12 protein-coding genes are annotated in these 15,660 nt (G+C 73.7%); 11 read left to right on the forward strand and 1 reads right to left on the reverse strand.

All coding sequences use genetic code 11. From position 1 onward, the window contains the following. Positions 1-2 precede the first annotated feature (2 nt). The 11 genes from ACFZDE_RS01435 to ACFZDE_RS01485 are packed head-to-tail and all read left to right on the forward strand — an operon-like array spanning position 3 to position 15,107. Positions 3-710: a hypothetical protein gene (locus ACFZDE_RS01435; protein ID WP_391196361.1), complete on the forward strand. Its 708-nt coding sequence runs from the start codon at positions 3-5 to the stop codon at positions 708-710. Positions 711-718: 8 nt separating this feature from the next. Then, positions 719-1,090 (forward strand): hypothetical protein, encoded by a 372-nt coding sequence (locus ACFZDE_RS01440; RefSeq protein WP_390991477.1) that lies wholly within the window; start codon positions 719-721, stop codon positions 1,088-1,090. Further along, on the forward strand, positions 1,083-2,222 hold the full coding sequence (locus ACFZDE_RS01445; RefSeq protein WP_391196363.1) for a hypothetical protein: 1,140 nt from the start codon (positions 1,083-1,085) through the stop codon (positions 2,220-2,222). Before ACFZDE_RS01440 ends, ACFZDE_RS01445 begins: the two co-directional genes overlap by 8 nt. Positions 2,223-2,254: 32 nt before the next feature. Then, complete coding sequence (locus tag ACFZDE_RS01450; RefSeq protein WP_391196365.1) at positions 2,255-2,791, forward strand: phage baseplate assembly protein V; 537 nt, start codon at positions 2,255-2,257, stop codon at positions 2,789-2,791. Positions 2,792-2,806: 15 nt separating this feature from the next. Continuing rightward, positions 2,807-3,142, forward strand: a complete 336-nt coding sequence (locus ACFZDE_RS01455; RefSeq protein ID WP_391196367.1) for a hypothetical protein — start codon at positions 2,807-2,809, stop codon at positions 3,140-3,142. Further along, positions 3,139-3,534, forward strand: coding sequence for a GPW/gp25 family protein (locus tag ACFZDE_RS01460; RefSeq protein ID WP_390991465.1), 396 nt, complete (start codon positions 3,139-3,141; stop codon positions 3,532-3,534). Before ACFZDE_RS01455 ends, ACFZDE_RS01460 begins: the two co-directional genes overlap by 4 nt. Then, the gene (locus ACFZDE_RS01465; RefSeq protein ID WP_391196369.1) at positions 3,531-6,641 is read left to right on the forward strand and encodes a putative baseplate assembly protein; all 3,111 of its coding nucleotides are present in this window, start codon (positions 3,531-3,533) and stop codon (positions 6,639-6,641) included. The genes ACFZDE_RS01460 and ACFZDE_RS01465 overlap by 4 nt, the downstream gene beginning before the upstream one ends. Beyond that, positions 6,638-10,462 carry a putative baseplate assembly protein gene (locus ACFZDE_RS01470; protein ID WP_391196371.1) on the forward strand — a complete coding sequence of 1,275 codons (3,825 nt, stop codon included), beginning with the start codon at positions 6,638-6,640 and terminating at the stop codon, positions 10,460-10,462. The genes ACFZDE_RS01465 and ACFZDE_RS01470 overlap by 4 nt, the downstream gene beginning before the upstream one ends. Then, positions 10,462-12,609 (forward strand): hypothetical protein, encoded by a 2,148-nt coding sequence (locus ACFZDE_RS01475; RefSeq protein WP_391196373.1) that lies wholly within the window; start codon positions 10,462-10,464, stop codon positions 12,607-12,609. The genes ACFZDE_RS01470 and ACFZDE_RS01475 overlap by 1 nt, the downstream gene beginning before the upstream one ends. A gap of 60 nt (positions 12,610-12,669) precedes the next feature. Beyond that, positions 12,670-14,217, forward strand: coding sequence for a DUF6519 domain-containing protein (locus tag ACFZDE_RS01480; RefSeq protein ID WP_391196376.1), 1,548 nt, complete (start codon positions 12,670-12,672; stop codon positions 14,215-14,217). Further along, positions 14,217-15,107, forward strand: coding sequence for a peptidoglycan-binding protein (locus ACFZDE_RS01485; protein WP_390991450.1), 891 nt, complete (start codon positions 14,217-14,219; stop codon positions 15,105-15,107). The genes ACFZDE_RS01480 and ACFZDE_RS01485 overlap by 1 nt, the downstream gene beginning before the upstream one ends. Positions 15,108-15,244: 137 nt before the next feature. Here the strand turns inward: ACFZDE_RS01485 and ACFZDE_RS01490 are convergent, their stop codons facing one another. Continuing rightward, positions 15,245-15,628, reverse strand: coding sequence for a DUF5997 family protein (locus ACFZDE_RS01490; RefSeq protein ID WP_390991447.1), 384 nt, complete (start codon positions 15,626-15,628; stop codon positions 15,245-15,247). Between the last annotated feature and the right edge of the window lie 32 nt (positions 15,629-15,660).

The raw sequence follows: 15,660 nt of genomic DNA on the forward strand, positions 1-15,660 counted from the left end.
CCATGACCCGCTACGCCGATATCCCCAAACCCATCCGGTCCGGCATCGTCGTCGTCGACCCCGACACCGGCACACCGCAGCGCGTCATCGTGCTCCAGTTCAACCCGGACACCCTCGAACGCAGCGTGAGCCCCCAGTCGGCGGGTGACGGGGGTGACGCCGGAGGCGGTGGGACCGGGAGCGGTGACCGGAACGAGGCGTTGCGGCTGAAGGGTCCCGCGCAGGAGACCTGGAAGTTCACCGCCGAGATCGACGCGACCGACCAGTTCGAGGTCGCCGCGCCCGACGGCATCCACCCCCAGCTCGCCACGCTGGAGATGCTCGTGCAGCCCACCACCGCCCAACTGCGCGCCGCGAGCAAGCTGTCGCAGAAGGGCGCCATCGAGATCAGCCCGATCGAGATGCCGCTCACGCTGTTCACCTGGGGCAGCAAGCGGGTCATGCCCGTGCGGCTGACCGAGCTGTCGGTCAACGAGTCCGCGTTCGACGTGAACCTCAACCCGATCCGCGCCTCGCTCAGCATCGGGATGAAGATCCTCACCGTCAGCGACCTGCCCGCCGGGCACCGCGGGGCCGATCTGTACATGGCGCACCTCGCCCAGAAGGAACGGCTGGCCGCCGCGGCCCGGGGCGGCAGCCTCGGCGCCCTCGGGCTCGGTGGCGGCCTCGGCACGGCGGCGCACGCGAGCGCATCGATCAGGAGGGGCTGAGCCACACCATGGCCGACATCGAACCGTACGAGAGCGCCCTCGACGCCATACCCGGCGCGCACCCGTACCCGCGCACCAGCCGCTACCACGACGCCGAGATCGGGGTGCACCGCCGGCCGGACGGCACCGAAGTGCGCTACACCAAACGCCGGTTGCTGCCCCCGCTCGACGCCACCGGGCAGGACGCCGCACCCCACGCCGTCGCCGCCGGGGAGCGCCCCGACCTGCTCGCCCAGCAGTACTTCGGCGACCCGGGCCAATGGTGGCGGATCGCCGACGCCAACCCCGTACTCGATCCACGGGAGCTGACCGACGAGGCCGGGCGCGTCATCGACATCCCCCTCGCCGGTGGCTTCCCGCAGGGGGACCGGCGTGTTTGACCTGCCCGTGGGGCAGGGCCCCGTCCACATCACCCTCCTGATGGGGCCCAAGCTCGCCCGCCCCGTGCCCGCCGAGGTCACCGAGGCCCTGCTCTCCGCCCAGATCACCGCCACCGCAGGCGAACGCAGCGGATTCCAGCTCGCCTTCGACCTCACCAAGAACGGCATCATCAGCCGCAGGCTGCTGCCCGAGGGGTTCTTCGACCCGAAGACCCGGCTGATCGTGACCGTCGCCGTGCGGGGCACGCCCGCCGTGCTCTTCGACGGGCTCGTCGTACGGCAGGAGGTCGGCGCCAGCAACCGGCCCGGCCACTCCACCCTCACGGTCACCGGAGAGGACCTCACCCTCCTCATGGACCTGGAGGAGCGCACCGCCCGCTACCCCAACCTGCCGCCGTCCGAGCGCGTGCTCGCCATCCTGCGCCGCTACTCCGACTACGGCATCCGGCCCGACGTCTACACCGAGAAGGTCGCCCAGCCCCCGCACCAGGACCTGCGCGTGCACTACCAGACCGGCACCGACCTCCAGTACGTCACCGAGCTCGCCCGCGCCAACGGCTACACCTTCTACCTGGAGCCGGGCCCCAACCCGGGTCAGTCCTCAGCCCGTTGGGGTCCCGAGATCCGGCTCGGCATCCGCCAGCACGCCCTCAACGTCAACCTGGACGCCCACTCCACCGTCGACCAGATGACGTTCGCCTACGACGGGACCGCCCGCGAGGAACCGCAGGCCCGCTGGCAGGACCCGGGGACCCGGCAGTCCACCCTGCTGCCGCAGCCGCCGATCAGCCCGCTGCGCCCGCCGCTGGGCCGCCGACCCACCCCGGCCCTGAAGCGCAGGACGCTGTCCGGCACCGCCAAGCAGCAGCGCGAGCAGGCCGAGGCCGAACTGCTCGCCCGCGCGGCCGTCTCCGCCGACGTCGTCTCCGGCTCCGGTTCCCTCGACGTCAACCGGCACGGCTACATCCTCCAGCCGCGCCAGCTCGTCGGCGTACGCGGTGCCGGACGCGCCTACGACGGCGACTACTACGTCAAGTCCGTCACGCACAACCTGCGGCCGGGCTCGTTCCAGCAGAACTTCACCCTCTCCCGGGAGGGCCTCGAAGCCCGCAGCGACTACGTCCGGCCCTAGCGCCGGCCCAACGGAAACAGGAGCAGTCCAGCATGGCGGCACCCAGCAATCGCTACCTCGGCAAGTTCCGCGGCCGGGTCGTCGACAACGACGACCCGCTGCGCATCGGCCGCGTCACCGTCGAGGTCCCGGACGTGCTCGGCGACGAGCCGTCCACCTGGGCGCTGCCCTGCCTGCCGTTCACCGGGCCGCAGTCGGGGCAGTTCGTGGTGCCGCCGCCCGGCGCCGGCGTGTGGGTGGAGTTCGAGCAGGGCGATCCCAGCTTCCCGGTGTGGACGGGCTGCTGGTACGGGGCCGCCGACGAGCTGCCGCCCGACGCGCGCCGCGAACTCCAGGCCGGCTCGCCGAGCAAACCGGTCGTGGTGCAGACACCGGGGGCGCACAAGCTCGTCATGAACGACACGCCCGGCACCGAACAGGGGATCCTCCTCCAGGCCCAGGGCGGCGCCTATGTCCGCATCACCAAGGAGGCCGTGGTCATCGCGACCGGCGCGGGCGCCGAGATCGTGCTGCGCGGACGTGAAGTGACCATCAACGAGGGCCAGTTGACCGTGCTCTCGAAGCGATAGACGGGGAGAAGGAACGTGTCCGGGAATCTGCTCGACACGGGCGCCGTGATCGGCTGCCCGCACGGTGGCCGCGTCACCGCCGCCACACCGCCCGCCGGGGGCCTGCGCGTCGCGGGCGCCACCGTCGCCACGGCCGCACACGGCTATGTGGTGACCGGCTGCCCGCACACCGTCGACCGGGTGCCGTCGCCGTGCGTCACCGTCCGCTGGACCGCCGGGCGCACCGGCATCACCGCCGACGGCGTTCCGGTGCTGCTCGACACCTCGGCCGCCCAGTGCCTCAGCGCGGCCCTCCTCCCGCAGGGACCGCCCGTCGTCCAGGCCGCGCAGCGAAAGGTCACCGTCCGATGAACCCCGGCAACCGGGCCACCGGGCCCCGTTCCGACGTGGCGTTCCCGTTCCGCGCCGACCGCCGCGGACGCACCGCGCACGCCCGCCACGGGGAGCACGTCCACGACCTGGTCGAGCAGCTGCTGTTCACCAGCCCCGGCGAGCGCGTGATGCGCCCCGACTTCGGCTGCGGACTGCTGGACCTGGTGTTCGCCCCCAGCAGCCCCGAGCTGATCAGCACGCTCGAACTGTCCGTACAGGCCGCGCTGCAACGCTGGCTCGGCGACCTCATCGAGGTCACGGCCCTGGACATCGTCAGCGAGGACCACCGGGTCCGCGTGTACCTGTCGTACGCCGTCCGCGCCACCGGCGCCCGGCGCGACGACGTCTTCGAAGGGAGGGCCGCCGCATGACCGCCGGCACCACCGCGTCCCGCCGCGGCAAGGTGAGGGCCGCCCAGCTGAACGGCGTCGACGCCGTCGAAGCCGACGACGACGGACTGCTGCTCACCGTCACCTTCCTCGGCAAGGCCCCGCACGGCCTCGGCCCCGAGAACGTCCGCATCGACGGCGGCCGCCGCGTCACCGGCATCACCGCCGTCGACGTCAGCGTCGAGCGTGAGGAGGACCCGGAGCTCGACGACCGGCTCCACGTGACGATCGACCGTACCGGCGACACCTCCCGCTACCGGCTCTCGCTCGTCGAGACCGACCCGTACGGGCGGCCCGGCACCGAGCCGTACCGCAGCTTCGACCAGCGCTACCACAGCGCCGCGTTCAGCTTCCGGTCCGACTGCCCCACCCCTTTCGACTGCCAGGACGCCCCGGTCGAGGAACCGTCCTTCCCGGCCGCACCCGTCATCGACTACACGGCCCGCGACTACGACACCATCCGCAAGCTCCTGCTGGACCGGCTTGCGCTCACCACCCCCGACTGGGCCGAGCGCAACCCCGCCGACCTGGGCGTGACCCTCGTCGAACTGCTCGCCTACACCGGCGACCACCTCAGCTACCAGCAGGACGCCGTCGCCACCGAGGCCTACCTCGACACCGCCCGCCGCCGCGTCTCCGTCCGCCGCCACGTACGGCTCATCGACTACGCGATGCACGACGGCTGCAACGCCCGCGCCTACGTCACCGTCCGGACGGCGGACGACCAGGTGCTCGCCCCGGGCACCTTCCGCTTCGCCTCCGTCGACGTGCGCGGCCTCGACCCGCATGACCGGCCCGAGCCGGGTGTCGTGATCGACGAGATCGGCCTCGGGGACCTCGACGAGCGCGGCTCGGTGGAGGTCTTCGAACCCGTCGTCGCCACCGACCCGCTGGAGCTGAGGGTCGCCCACAACGCCGTCCGGCTGTGGACCTGGGGCGGCGAGGTGTGCACCCTGCCCCGGGGCGCCACGGCCGCCACCCTGCGGGACGCGTGGGTGGACCCCGAGACGTGCCGGGAACGCCGGCTGGCCCTGCGGCCGGGCGACGTGCTCGTCCTGGAGGAGGTGAAGGGCCCGCGCACCGGCACTCCGGGCGACGCCGACCCCGCCCACCGCCAGGCCGTCCGCCTCACCTCCGTCACACCCGGCCTCGACCGGATCGAGGACCAGCCGGTCCTGGAGGTCACCTGGGCCGTCGAGGACGCGCTGCGCTTCCCGCTCTGCCTCGCGACCCGCGGCGGCCGCGACTGCCTGCCCGTGGAGGACGTCACGCTCGCCCGCGGCAACGTCGTCCTCGTCGACCACGGCCGCACCCTGACCGGCCTCCCCGAAACGGTCACCGTGCCGCCCGTGCCCGCGATCACCGCCGGGTGCGACGGGCCCGCCTTCGGCTGCCTCGACCCCGACGACGGCAACGCGCCCGCGCGGCTGATCAACGCCCTCACGGACAAGGCGGCTGCGGGCCACGCACTGGTACCGGGCGACGTCCGCGAGCTCTTCGACGTCGTCGGCGAGGCCGCCACGAACCGTGCCGGTCTCGGTCTGGAGAGCGCCGGCCAACGGCACGAGCAGGTCGTGCCCGGCACGGCGTACGCCCAGGCCGCCGCACTGCGCACCCTGCTCGCCCAGTCGGTCCACCCGGGCATCGCACCCCGCTTCCGCCCGGTCCTCGGCCGCGCGCCCGTCACCCAGGCCGTGCCCTACCCCGACCCCGGCACCGTCGCCGCCGGTCAGGCGGCCCGCATCGCCGCCATCCCCGGCCGGGTCAGGCAGCGGCTGGTCGAACTGTGGCGCAGCGCCCGCGACGGGGACGGCCTCGGCGAACAGGAGATCGCCGAACTCGCCGTCGTCTACGGGCTGGACGTGCTGGAACGCCTCGAACTGCGCACCCACCCGGTCCGCGCCCTGCGTGAACTGCTGTACCGCAGCGACCAGTTGCTCGACACCAAGCTGCACCGCACCGAGGTCCTCGCCGCCCGGGCCCGTGCGGGCACCGTGCTCGGCGGGTCCATAGCCTGGGAGATCGCCCACGCCTGGGGCCCCGCCTACGCGGCCGGACTCCACCCCGAGGAGACGGTGCTGCGCGGACCGGCGACCGCCGCCCTCGCCCAGGACCCCCGCCGGGCCCTGCCCGCCGTACGCCCGCACGGCACGGACGAGACCTGGGTACCGCGCCGTGATCTGCTCGACAGCGGGCCCCGCGACCGGCACTTCGTGGGCGAACTGGAGGACGACGGCCGTCTGGCCCTGCGCTTCGGCGACGGCCGCCACGGCGCGCGCCCCACCCCCGGCTCCCGGCTGGAGCTGCGCCACCGGCTCGGCGGCGGCACGGCCGGCAACGTCGGCGCCGAGGCCATCAACCACCTCGTCGTGCGGGACGGGTGCGAGGCACCGGTCGCCGTCGTGCGCAACCCGCTACCGGCCACCGGCGGCACCGAGCCCGAACCCGTCGAGCAGGTACGCCAGTTGGCCCCGCTCGACCTGCGGCGCACCCGGCTGCGCGCGGTCACCGCCGAGGACTACGCCGCCCTCGCGGGCGCCCTGCCGAGCGTGCGGCGGGCGGCGGCGGAACTGCGCTGGACGGGAAGCGCCCAGGAGGCACACGTCGCGATCGACGCCCACGGCACCGCCGTCCCGTCACCCGGCCTCCTCGACGCGGTCGCCCAGGCGCTGGAGGCGTACCGGCGGATCGGCCACGACCTCGTCGTGGGCCCCGCGCGCCTGGTGCCGCTGGACATCGCGCTCACCGTCTGCGCGCGACCCGGCCACCAGCACGGGCAGATCCTCGCCGAGCTGTACCGCGTGCTGGGCAGCGGACGGCTGCCGGGCGGGCGGCTCGGCTTTTTCCACCCCGACGCGCTGACCTTCGGCGGACCGGTCCGGCTCAGTCGGCTGGTCGCCGCCGCCGCGGCCGTACCCGGGGTGGAGAGCGTCGAGGTCACCAGGCTGCGGCGGCTGTCCGGACAGGACCGAGGAGAAAGGGAGGACGGCGTGCTGCGGCTCGGCCCGCTGGAGATCGCCACCTGCGACAACGACCCGGACCGGCCGGAGAACGGCCTGCTGGCGATCACCCTGGGAGGTGCCCGATGACGGACCCGCACCCGGTCACCGCGACCGACGCGTGCGGCTGCGGCGGCGCCTGCCGCGGCGGCCACGACGAGCGTCTCGCCCCGGCCCCGCCGCACAACCCGCCCGGCCGCACCGCGCTGGACTACCGCGTCGGCACCTACGGCTCCTTCCGGGCCGCCCTGCTCGACCGGCTCGCCTCGCCCGCCTACCCGGCGCTCGGAGGCCTCACCGTGCGCACCCCCGACGATCCGGCGATCGGCCTGCTCGACGCCGCGGCCGTCCTCGGCGACCTGCTCACCTTCCACTCCGAGCGGATCGCCGACGAGGCCTACATCCGCACCGCGAACGAACACCGCTCCCTGGTGCTGCTCGGCCGGCTCGTCGGACACCGCCCCCGTCCCGGGGTCGCCGCCGCCACACACCTGGCGTACACCCTCGAACGCGACCCGCGCGCCGAGGCCCAGAGCGTGCTGATCCCGCGCGGTGCGCGCAGCCACAGCGTGCCCGCGTCCGCCGATGAGGCGTCGCTCACCTTCGAGACCGCCCGGGACCTGATCGCCCGCTGGGACCTCAACGAGCTGAAGGTCCGGCGCCGCCGTCCCTCGCTCGTCACCCCACAGGACCTCGACCGGCGCTCCGAGCTGTTCGTCGAGGGCACCGGACTCTCCCTGCGGACCGGCGACCAGTTGCTGTTCGTCTTCGGGGAACGCGCCGGTGGCGAACGCAAGCTGCTGCCGGTCGCGAAGGTGCGCGTCGACCGCGACGACGACATCACGGCGATCTCCCTGCCGAAGTCGGCGCCTCCGACGCTGAAGGAACTCGTCGACGAAGTGCGGCGCTGGATCGCGCTGCCCGCGCGGCCCGGCGAGCCGGGGGAGGAGCCGCCCACGCCCGAGGTGCCCAACCCGCGGCCGGTCAGCCGGCTGATCGAGGACTTCGAGGACCAGGTCCTGGAGCCCCTGCGCGGCGACCTGGACGGCGTCAAGACGCCCGAGCGGCTCGCCGGCCGTCTCGCGGAGCCTCTCGCGCGGCTGGGTGAGGCGCAGGTGCTGGCTACTCCGTATGAGGACGTGGCTGCGTGGTTCGGGCAGTTGGAAGCCGTGCTCGCGGAACTCGCCGAGCGAGCGGGGGAGTTGGCGCCGGCTCAGACGGCTGAGGAGGGTGCCTCGATGGGTTCCCGGCTGTCCGCGGCGCCGTCGGGGCCTGGCGCGCAGTTTCCCGCGCCCCTGGAAGGCGACTCGCGCGCCGCCGCGTGGAACGCCCTGGGCGCCGTGCTTCCTGCCCTGCGCGGCACTACCCCCACGCCCACACGTCCGACCGATCGTCAGCTCCCCGGAACCGACACCGCGCGCCTCCTCTCCGCCCTCGACCCCGGCCTCGGCAGCCTCTACCCGGCCTGGCGTACGGCCGCCGCGCCCGGCGCGCCGCAGCTCCTGCGCGAGCTGTTCGCCCTGCGGGTCACCGCGGCCCCCTTCGGCGCCACGGCCCCGCTCAAGCCGGTCCAGGACGCTCGCGGCCGGGTCATCCGTACCGCCGACTGGCCGCTGACCGGCGCGGTGCTGGCGAGCATGCGGGTCGTGTACGACCCGACCGGCAAGACGCCGGTCCGGGCCGAGTTCCAGTACGTCGAGGGCAGCAGCTCCGACCAGCGCGCCGAGAACCTGCCCGTCACCCAGCCGGTCACCTTCGCGCTCGGACCCGGCCGGATCGAGCTGTCCGTGCGCTCCGGCCAGGACCGCGACCTGAACTGGCTCAACCGGCGGTCCGCCGACTCCCAGGAACCCGGCGTCACCGCCCGTCTCTCCGCCGGCCTGCCCGAGCGCACCCTGTTCGTGTCACGGCCCGACGACGAGGGCGCCGTCCACGTCGGCGTGCACAACGGCACCTCCCAGCAGATCGCCCTCCGGCCGGGGGCCGGCGAGCAGTTCACCCACGGCGAGTACGAGGTCGGCCTCAAGTACACCGTGGGCAGCGCCGAGCCGAACGTCGAAGTCGTCATCGCCGGCAAGCCGGAGCCCGTCAACCGCCGCACCCTCCAGCTGGACACCGTGCACGAGGGCATCACCGTCGGCAGCTGGGTGGCGATCCAGCGGCCCGCCAAGGGCGCCGAGGGCGGTGTGCCCGGCGATCCGAAGCTGAGGTTCGTCACCACCCAGGTGGTGGCCGCGCGCACGGCCGCGTACACCAACTACGGCATCACCGGCCGCGGCACCGAACTCACCCTCGCCGACCCCTGGCTGGACGAGTTCGACGTCCTGCTGTCGCACATCCGCGACACCACCGTGCACGCCGCCGGAGAACCCCTGCGCCTCGCGGACGAACCCCTCGGCGAGGACGTGCACGGCAACGAGATCGAACTCGCCGAGCTGTACGAGGGCCTGCGGCCCGGCCGCACGCTCGTCGTGTCGGGCGAGCGCAGCGACATCCCGGGCACGGCAAGCGTCGAGGCCACGGAGATCGTGACCGTCGCCTCCGCCGACCCGGCCGTCGACCCCCGGCTGCCCGGCGACCACGTCCACACCCGGCTGGTGCTCACCGGCGACCTGGCCCACCGCTACCGTCGCGAGACGGTCCGCGTCCTCGGCAACGTCGTCGAGGCCACCCACGGCGAGAGTCGCGAGGAGGCCATCGGCAGCGGAGACTCGGACCGCGTCAACCAGACCTTCGCACTCTGGCAGTCCCCGCTGACCTGGCTCGCCGACGACAACCCCCTCGGCGCCACCCCCGTGCTGGAGATCCGGGTGGACGGGGTGCTGTGGCACGAGGTCGACAGCCTCGCCGGACGCGGCCCGGCCGAGCGGGTCTACATCACCGGCTCCACGGCCGACGGCCGGACGACCGTGACCTTCGGCGACGGAGTGCACGGCGCCCGGCTGCCCTCGGGCCACGAGAACATCCGCGCCCGCTACCGCTTCGGCACCGGCAGGGCCGCCAACATGCCGGCCGACCGCATCACACAGCCCCTCACCCGGCCGCTCGGCGTCACCGCCGTCACCAACCCGCGCCCGGTCACCGGGGGTGCCGACGCTGACGGCCCGGGCCTGACCCGCCGTACGGTCCCGCTGGCCGTCTCGGCCCTGGACCGGCTGGTGTCCGAGTCCGACTACGAGGACTTCGCCCGCTCCCGCGCCGGCATCGGCCGGGCCGCCGCACGCGAACTCTTCGACGGACGGCGGCGCGTGCTGCACGTGACGGTCGCCGGCACCGACGACGTACCGATCGCCCCGGACTCCGACACCCTGACCGCCCTGCGCGGCGCCCTCGCCGCGTACGGCGACCCCGGCCTCCCGGTCCGGGTGGACGTGCGGGAGCCGGTCCTGCTGCTGATCGCCGCGAACGTGAAGGTCACCCGCGACCACGCCTGGAGTTACGTCGAACCCCGGCTGCGGCAGGCGCTGCTGCGCCGGCTCGGCTTCGAAGGCCGGGAACTGGGCCGGCCCGCCCGCCTCTCCGAGGTCCTGGCCACCGCCCACACCGTGCCCGGCGTCGACCACGTGGACGTCGACGTCTTCACCGGCGTACCCGCCTCGGCCACCCCCGAGGAACTCACCACACTGCTCACCCGGCCCGGCCCGCCCCGGGCGTCCGTCCCGGCGCGCCCGGCGGCGTACGACGAGAAGATCCACACGGTCCGCGCCGAGGACGGCGAGACGCTGTCGCAGATCTGCGCCCGGTACGGGGTCCCGCTCGCCGAACTGCTGCGCCTCAACCCCGACATCACCGACACCCGGCGCCTGCCCCGGGGCCGGTCGGTGTTCGTCTTCCGCGGCATCCGCCCGGCCCAGCTCGCGCTGCTGTCGCCCCGCGCCGCCGACACCCTGATCCTTACGGAGGTCAAGTGATGTCCCCCGACCACCCGTTGGAGACCCCGGCCCCCACGGCGTCCCGGGCACCGGACGGGCTCGCCGACCTGCTGCCCCGCCGGCACCGGCTGCGCGACGCCGAGGAGGGCGAGCCGCTGCGCGCGCTGCTCGCCGTCGTCGCCGAACAGCTCGACCGCGTCCGCGACGGCGTCCAGCAGGGCTACGAGGACCTGTTCGTGGAGACGGCGGCGCCCTGGGTGCTGCCGTACCTCGGCGACCTGGTCGGCTACCGCACCCTGCCCGGCTACGAACGGGTCCTCACCACCGGCCTGCACGACGGCGGCCGGGCCGCCCTCGCAGAGGCCGTCGCACCCCGCCGGGACGTGGCCGCCACCGTCGCGAACCGCCGCCGCAAGGGCACCCTGCACCTGCTGGAGGAACTCTCCGAGCAGGTCGCCGCCTGGCCCGCCCGGGCCGTCGAGCTGTCCCGGCAGGTCGCCCACACCCAGCCCGTGAAGCTGTACGGCACCGGCACCCACCGCGGCGAGCGCGGCCGCCTCACCGACCTCCGCGACGGCGCCGAACTCGCCCTCGACGGAGGGCCCTTCGCGAGCTCGGCCCGTACGGTCGACGTCCGCCGCGCCGACTCCCGGCACCGCCAGGGCGGCTGGAGCCCGACCGGAGTCGCCCTGTTCGTATGGCGGCTGAAGGCGCACTCCCTGACCCGCACCCCGGCCTACTGCATCGACCGGGCCCGCAACCTGTACACCTTCTCGATCCTCGGCAACGACACCCCCCTGGTCACCAAGCCGTTCCCGGAACCCTCGCCCACGCACATCGCCACCGTCGACAACGTCCCGGCGTTCATCACCCGCCGCCTCCTGCACGACCGGCTGCTCGACTACTACGGCCCCGGCAAGAGCTTGGTCATCCGGCGCGACGGCGAGGACAACCCCGTACCGCCCTCGGACATCGTGGTCGCCGACCTGTCCGACTGGCGCTACCGGCCCCGGCGCGGGCAGGTGGCCGTCGACCCGGAACTGGGCCGGATCGCCTTCGGCTCGCGCTCCGCGCCCCGGCAGGGCGTGTGGGTGGACCACCACTACGCGTTCGCCGCCGACCTGGGCGGCGGCGAGTACGAGCGCGACCGGGAGCCGCGGCCCGAAGCGGAGTTCTACCGGGTCGGGCCCGGGCAGCCGTACCGGCAGATCATGGACGCCTACCGGGCGTGGCAGCACGACCGCCGGGCCGGCCGCACCGGCCCCGCCGGCATCATCGAGATCACCCACAGCGGCGCCCACCAGGAGCAGCTGGACTTCGACCTGGACCCCGGCGACCGGCTGGAGGTGCGCGCGGCCGAGGGGACCCGCCCGGTCATCCGGCTGCTCGACTGGTACAGCAACCGCCCCGACGCCCTCAACATCCGCGCCGTGTCCGACGACTGCGCCCCGCACCAGCGGCCGCGCGTCGTGCTCGACGGGCTGCTCGTCGCCGGGCGCGGCATCAACGTCACCGGCGCCATGGGCGCCGTCGTCGTACGGCACAGCACGCTCGTGCCCGGTTGGTCGCTGGAGCCCGAGTGCGCACCGCACTCACCCGAGGAACCGAGCATCGTCCTGGACCGCACCACCGCGTGCCTCCAGATCGAGCACAGCATCCTCGGCACCATCGAGGTCATCGGCGACGAGGTGAGCGAGGACCCCCTCGACATCCACATCCGCGACAGCGTCCTCGACGCCACCGCCGACGACCGCGAGGCCCTCTCCGCCCCCGACTGCCGCCACGCCCACGCCGTGCTCCATCTGCACCGCACCACGGTCATCGGTGAGATCCACACGCACGCGGTGCGGATCGCGGAGAACTGCGTTTTCACGGGCCGGCTCCACGTGGCCCGGCGCGGCATCGGCTGCCTGCGCCACTCCCGCGTCCCCGCCGGCTCGCGCACCCCGCGCCGCCACCGCTGCCCGGACACCGAGCCGCTGTTCACCTCCCAGCGCTACGGCACGCCCTGGTACGGGCTGCTCGCGGACCGCTGCCCCGAGGAGATCCGGCGCGGCGCCGACGACGGCGCCGAACTCGGCGCCTTCCACGACCTGTACCGGCCGCAGCGCGAGGACGGCCTGAGGGCCCGGCTCGCCGAGTACACCCCGGCCGGCGCCGACGCCGGGATCTTCTTCGTGACATGAGGCGCGCACCCGCCACCGACCTCGTGAACCCGCACTTCTGAACCAGGGGGGACACCCTTCATGCACGCAGACCTCTCCCGCTCCACGTTCCGCCCGGAGCGGCACTACTCGGCGGTCGTCGCCCAGCAGGGCCGCGTCCAGCTCGACGCCGACCTCAACGAGCAGACCGCGATCCAGCTCCACCAGACCCGCACCCTCGCCGCGGACCTGATCGGACCGCACGGCGGACCGCGCGACGCCGCCGGCTTCCGCATCGAGTACGTGGGCGGCAAGCACGAGATCGACACCCTCCTGATCCACGGCGGCCGGTACTACGTCGACGGCATCCTGTGCGACGCCGACCGGCCCGCGGCGGCGGTGCCCGTCACCGACGAGGACAGCGATGAGTCCACGCCGGAGCCGCCCGCGCACTGGACCTACTGGGACCAGCCCGACGGCTTCCGCGACCCGGAGAAGCCCGGCGACCGGCTGCCCTCGCCCGCCCGGACGCCGTTCGTCGCCTACCTCCAGGTGTGGGAACGCTCGGTGAGCGCCGCCGAGGACCCGGCGCTGCGCGAGGTCGCCCTCGGCGCGGCCCTGCCCGACACCGCAGCCCGGATGAAGATCGTCTGGCAGGTGCTGGCGCTGTCCCTCACCGAGCTGGAGATCGAGGAGAGCGACCCGTCGAAGGAGGTCGTCCGGGCCGCCTTCACCCGCTGGGCGCAGCGCCACGCCGCCCCCTCCGCCCGGCTCGCCGCCCGCGGCGAGCGCCCCGACCACGCCGACGAGGACCCCTGCCTGGTCAGGCCGGACGCCCGCTACCGGGGCCCGGAGAACCAGCTGTACCGGGTCGAGGTGCACGCGGGCGGCGAGGCGAAGGACGCCACGTTCAAGTGGTCCCGGGAGAACGGCTCCGTGGTCTTCTCCGTCGACGAACTCGACGGCACCTGGGTGCAGTTGGCGTCCCTCGGTCATGACGGCAAGCTGGACCTGGACGTCGGCGACCACGTGGAGTTCGTGGACACCGCCTACGCCTCCCGCCTGGAGCCGCTGCCGCTGCTGCGCGTCGAGGAACTCGACCTGCCCGGGCGCCGGGTGCGCCTGTCCGACGAGCCCGCCCCGGGCGTCGGACGGCTCGCGCACCTGAACCCGTACCTGCGTCGCTGGGACCACACCGGCGGCCCCAAGCGCAAGGGCCGCAGCACCGAGCTGAAGGGCGGGGCGATCCCCGTCACCGAGGGGGAGTGGCTGCCCCTGGAGGACGGCGTCGAGGTCCACTTCGCCCAGGGCGGCACCTACCGCACCGGCGACCACTGGATCGTGCCGGCCCGCACGGCCACCGGCAGCGTCGAGTGGCCGGCCGACCGGGCGCGCCGCCCGCTGCTCCAGGGACCCGCCGGGATCGCCCGGCACTTCGCCCCGCTGGCCCTGATCAAGGGCGAGGGCAGCGCGGTCGATCTGCGGCTGGCCTTCGGGCCGCTGGCGAGCAGCGTGCCGGCCGCCGACGAGGCGACGCTCGCCGCGGAGGAACAGGCCCGCCGGGAGGAGCAGGCCGCCGAGGCCGATCCTTCCGGGGGGCGCTCGCAGACCACAGCGGAGGCGGAAGCCGCCGTGGAAGGAGACAACTGATGGCCAAGCCCCTGAGCGCGTCCAAGCTGGTGGAGATCCTGCGGGCCGAGGGCGTGACCGTCCACGAGGTCCGCGGCTGGCGCACCCACAACCGCAACAGCAAGGGCCCCTGGGGCCCGGTGAACGGAGTGATGATCCACCACACCGTCACCTCCGGCACGGCCTCCTCCGTGGACCTCTGCTACGACGGCCACGCCAACCTCCCCGGCCCGCTCTGCCACGGCGTCATCGACAAGAAGGGCCATGTCCACCTGGTCGGCAACGGCCGGGCCAACCACGCCGGACTCGGCGACAGTGACGTCCTGCGCGCCGTGATCAACGAGTCGAAGCTGCCCGCCGACAACGAGGCCGACACCGACGGCAACCGGCACTTCTACGGCTTCGAGTGCATCAACCTCGGCAACGGCAAGGATCCGTGGCCCGAGGCGCAGAAGGAGGCCATCGAGCGGGTGTCCGCCGCGATCTGCCGCCATCACGGCTGGTCCGAGCGGTCCGTCATCGGGCACAAGGAGTGGCAGCCGGGCAAGGTCGACCCGCGCGGCTTCACCATGGACGGGATGCGAAGGCGCATCAGGGACCGGCTCAAGGGCGCCGGGGGCGGCACCACTCCGGCCCCCGACCCGAAGCCCTCGCCCAAGCCGTCCCACGAGCCCTTCCCGGGGGCGGGGTTCTTCCACGTCGGGCAGCGCTCCAAGATCATCACGGCGATGGGCCGCCGTCTGGTCGCCGAGGGGTGCAGCCGCTACGAGGAGGGGCCGGGCCCCGACTGGAGCGAGGCCGACCGCCGGTCCTACGCGCTGTGGCAGCAGAAGCAGGGCTTCTCCGGCAAGGACGCCGACGGCATCCCCGGCAAGGTCTCCTGGGACCGGCTGAAGGTGCCCAAGTCGTAGGGGCCCGGACGCGCCATGTCAAGACATGGCCGAAGGAATTCACCCAGGCCACACGGAGGCCAGGAGGCAGCGCGAAACAGCGACGGCCCCCACCGGATCAACCGGTGGGGGCCGTCGCTGCTGGAGGGGTGCTCGGATCAGGCCTGACGCTCGGCGTTCTTCTTCTTGATCCGCGCCGATTCCTTGCGGACCTCCGCCTGGGTGGCGCGCTCCCGCACCAGCCACTCGGGGCTTTCCTGCTTGAGTGCATCGATCTGCTCGGTGGTCAGCGGCTCGGTGACACCGGCGCGGGCGAGGCCCGCGATGGAGACGCCGAGCTTCTCGGCGACCACCGGCCGGGGGTGCGGGCCGCGCCGCCGCAGATCCTGCAGCCACTGCGGCGGGTTCGCCTGGAGCTCGTTCAGCTCGGCGCGCGAGACGACACCCTCCCGGAAATCGGCGGGTGTGGCCTCGAGGTACACACCCAGCTTCTTGGCCGCGGTCGCGGGCTTCATCGTCTGGGTGTTCTGGTGCGACGTCATGCCCTCCAGAGTATCGAGCGTGTGCACGACCC

Source organism: Streptomyces sp. NPDC007929 (genome assembly GCF_042959065.1).
Classification (GTDB): Bacteria; Actinomycetota; Actinomycetes; order Streptomycetales; family Streptomycetaceae; genus Streptomyces.

Excerpts from the sequence above, each read along its gene's own strand:
- ACFZDE_RS01435 (WP_391196361.1), top strand. The coding sequence starts at position 3 with ATGACCCGCTACGCCGATATCCCCAAACCCATCCGGTCCGGCATCGTC.
- ACFZDE_RS01440 (WP_390991477.1), top strand. The coding sequence starts at position 719 with ATGGCCGACATCGAACCGTACGAGAGCGCCCTCGACGCCATACCCGGC.
- ACFZDE_RS01450 (WP_391196365.1), top strand. The coding sequence starts at position 2,255 with ATGGCGGCACCCAGCAATCGCTACCTCGGCAAGTTCCGCGGCCGGGTC.
- ACFZDE_RS01460 (WP_390991465.1), top strand. The coding sequence starts at position 3,139 with ATGAACCCCGGCAACCGGGCCACCGGGCCCCGTTCCGACGTGGCGTTC.
- ACFZDE_RS01465 (WP_391196369.1), top strand. The coding sequence starts at position 3,531 with ATGACCGCCGGCACCACCGCGTCCCGCCGCGGCAAGGTGAGGGCCGCC.
- ACFZDE_RS01470 (WP_391196371.1), top strand. The coding sequence starts at position 6,638 with ATGACGGACCCGCACCCGGTCACCGCGACCGACGCGTGCGGCTGCGGC.
- ACFZDE_RS01475 (WP_391196373.1), top strand. The coding sequence starts at position 10,462 with ATGTCCCCCGACCACCCGTTGGAGACCCCGGCCCCCACGGCGTCCCGG.
- ACFZDE_RS01480 (WP_391196376.1), top strand. The coding sequence starts at position 12,670 with ATGCACGCAGACCTCTCCCGCTCCACGTTCCGCCCGGAGCGGCACTAC.
- ACFZDE_RS01485 (WP_390991450.1), top strand. The coding sequence starts at position 14,217 with ATGGCCAAGCCCCTGAGCGCGTCCAAGCTGGTGGAGATCCTGCGGGCC.
- ACFZDE_RS01490 (WP_390991447.1), bottom strand. The coding sequence starts at position 15,628 with ATGACGTCGCACCAGAACACCCAGACGATGAAGCCCGCGACCGCGGCC.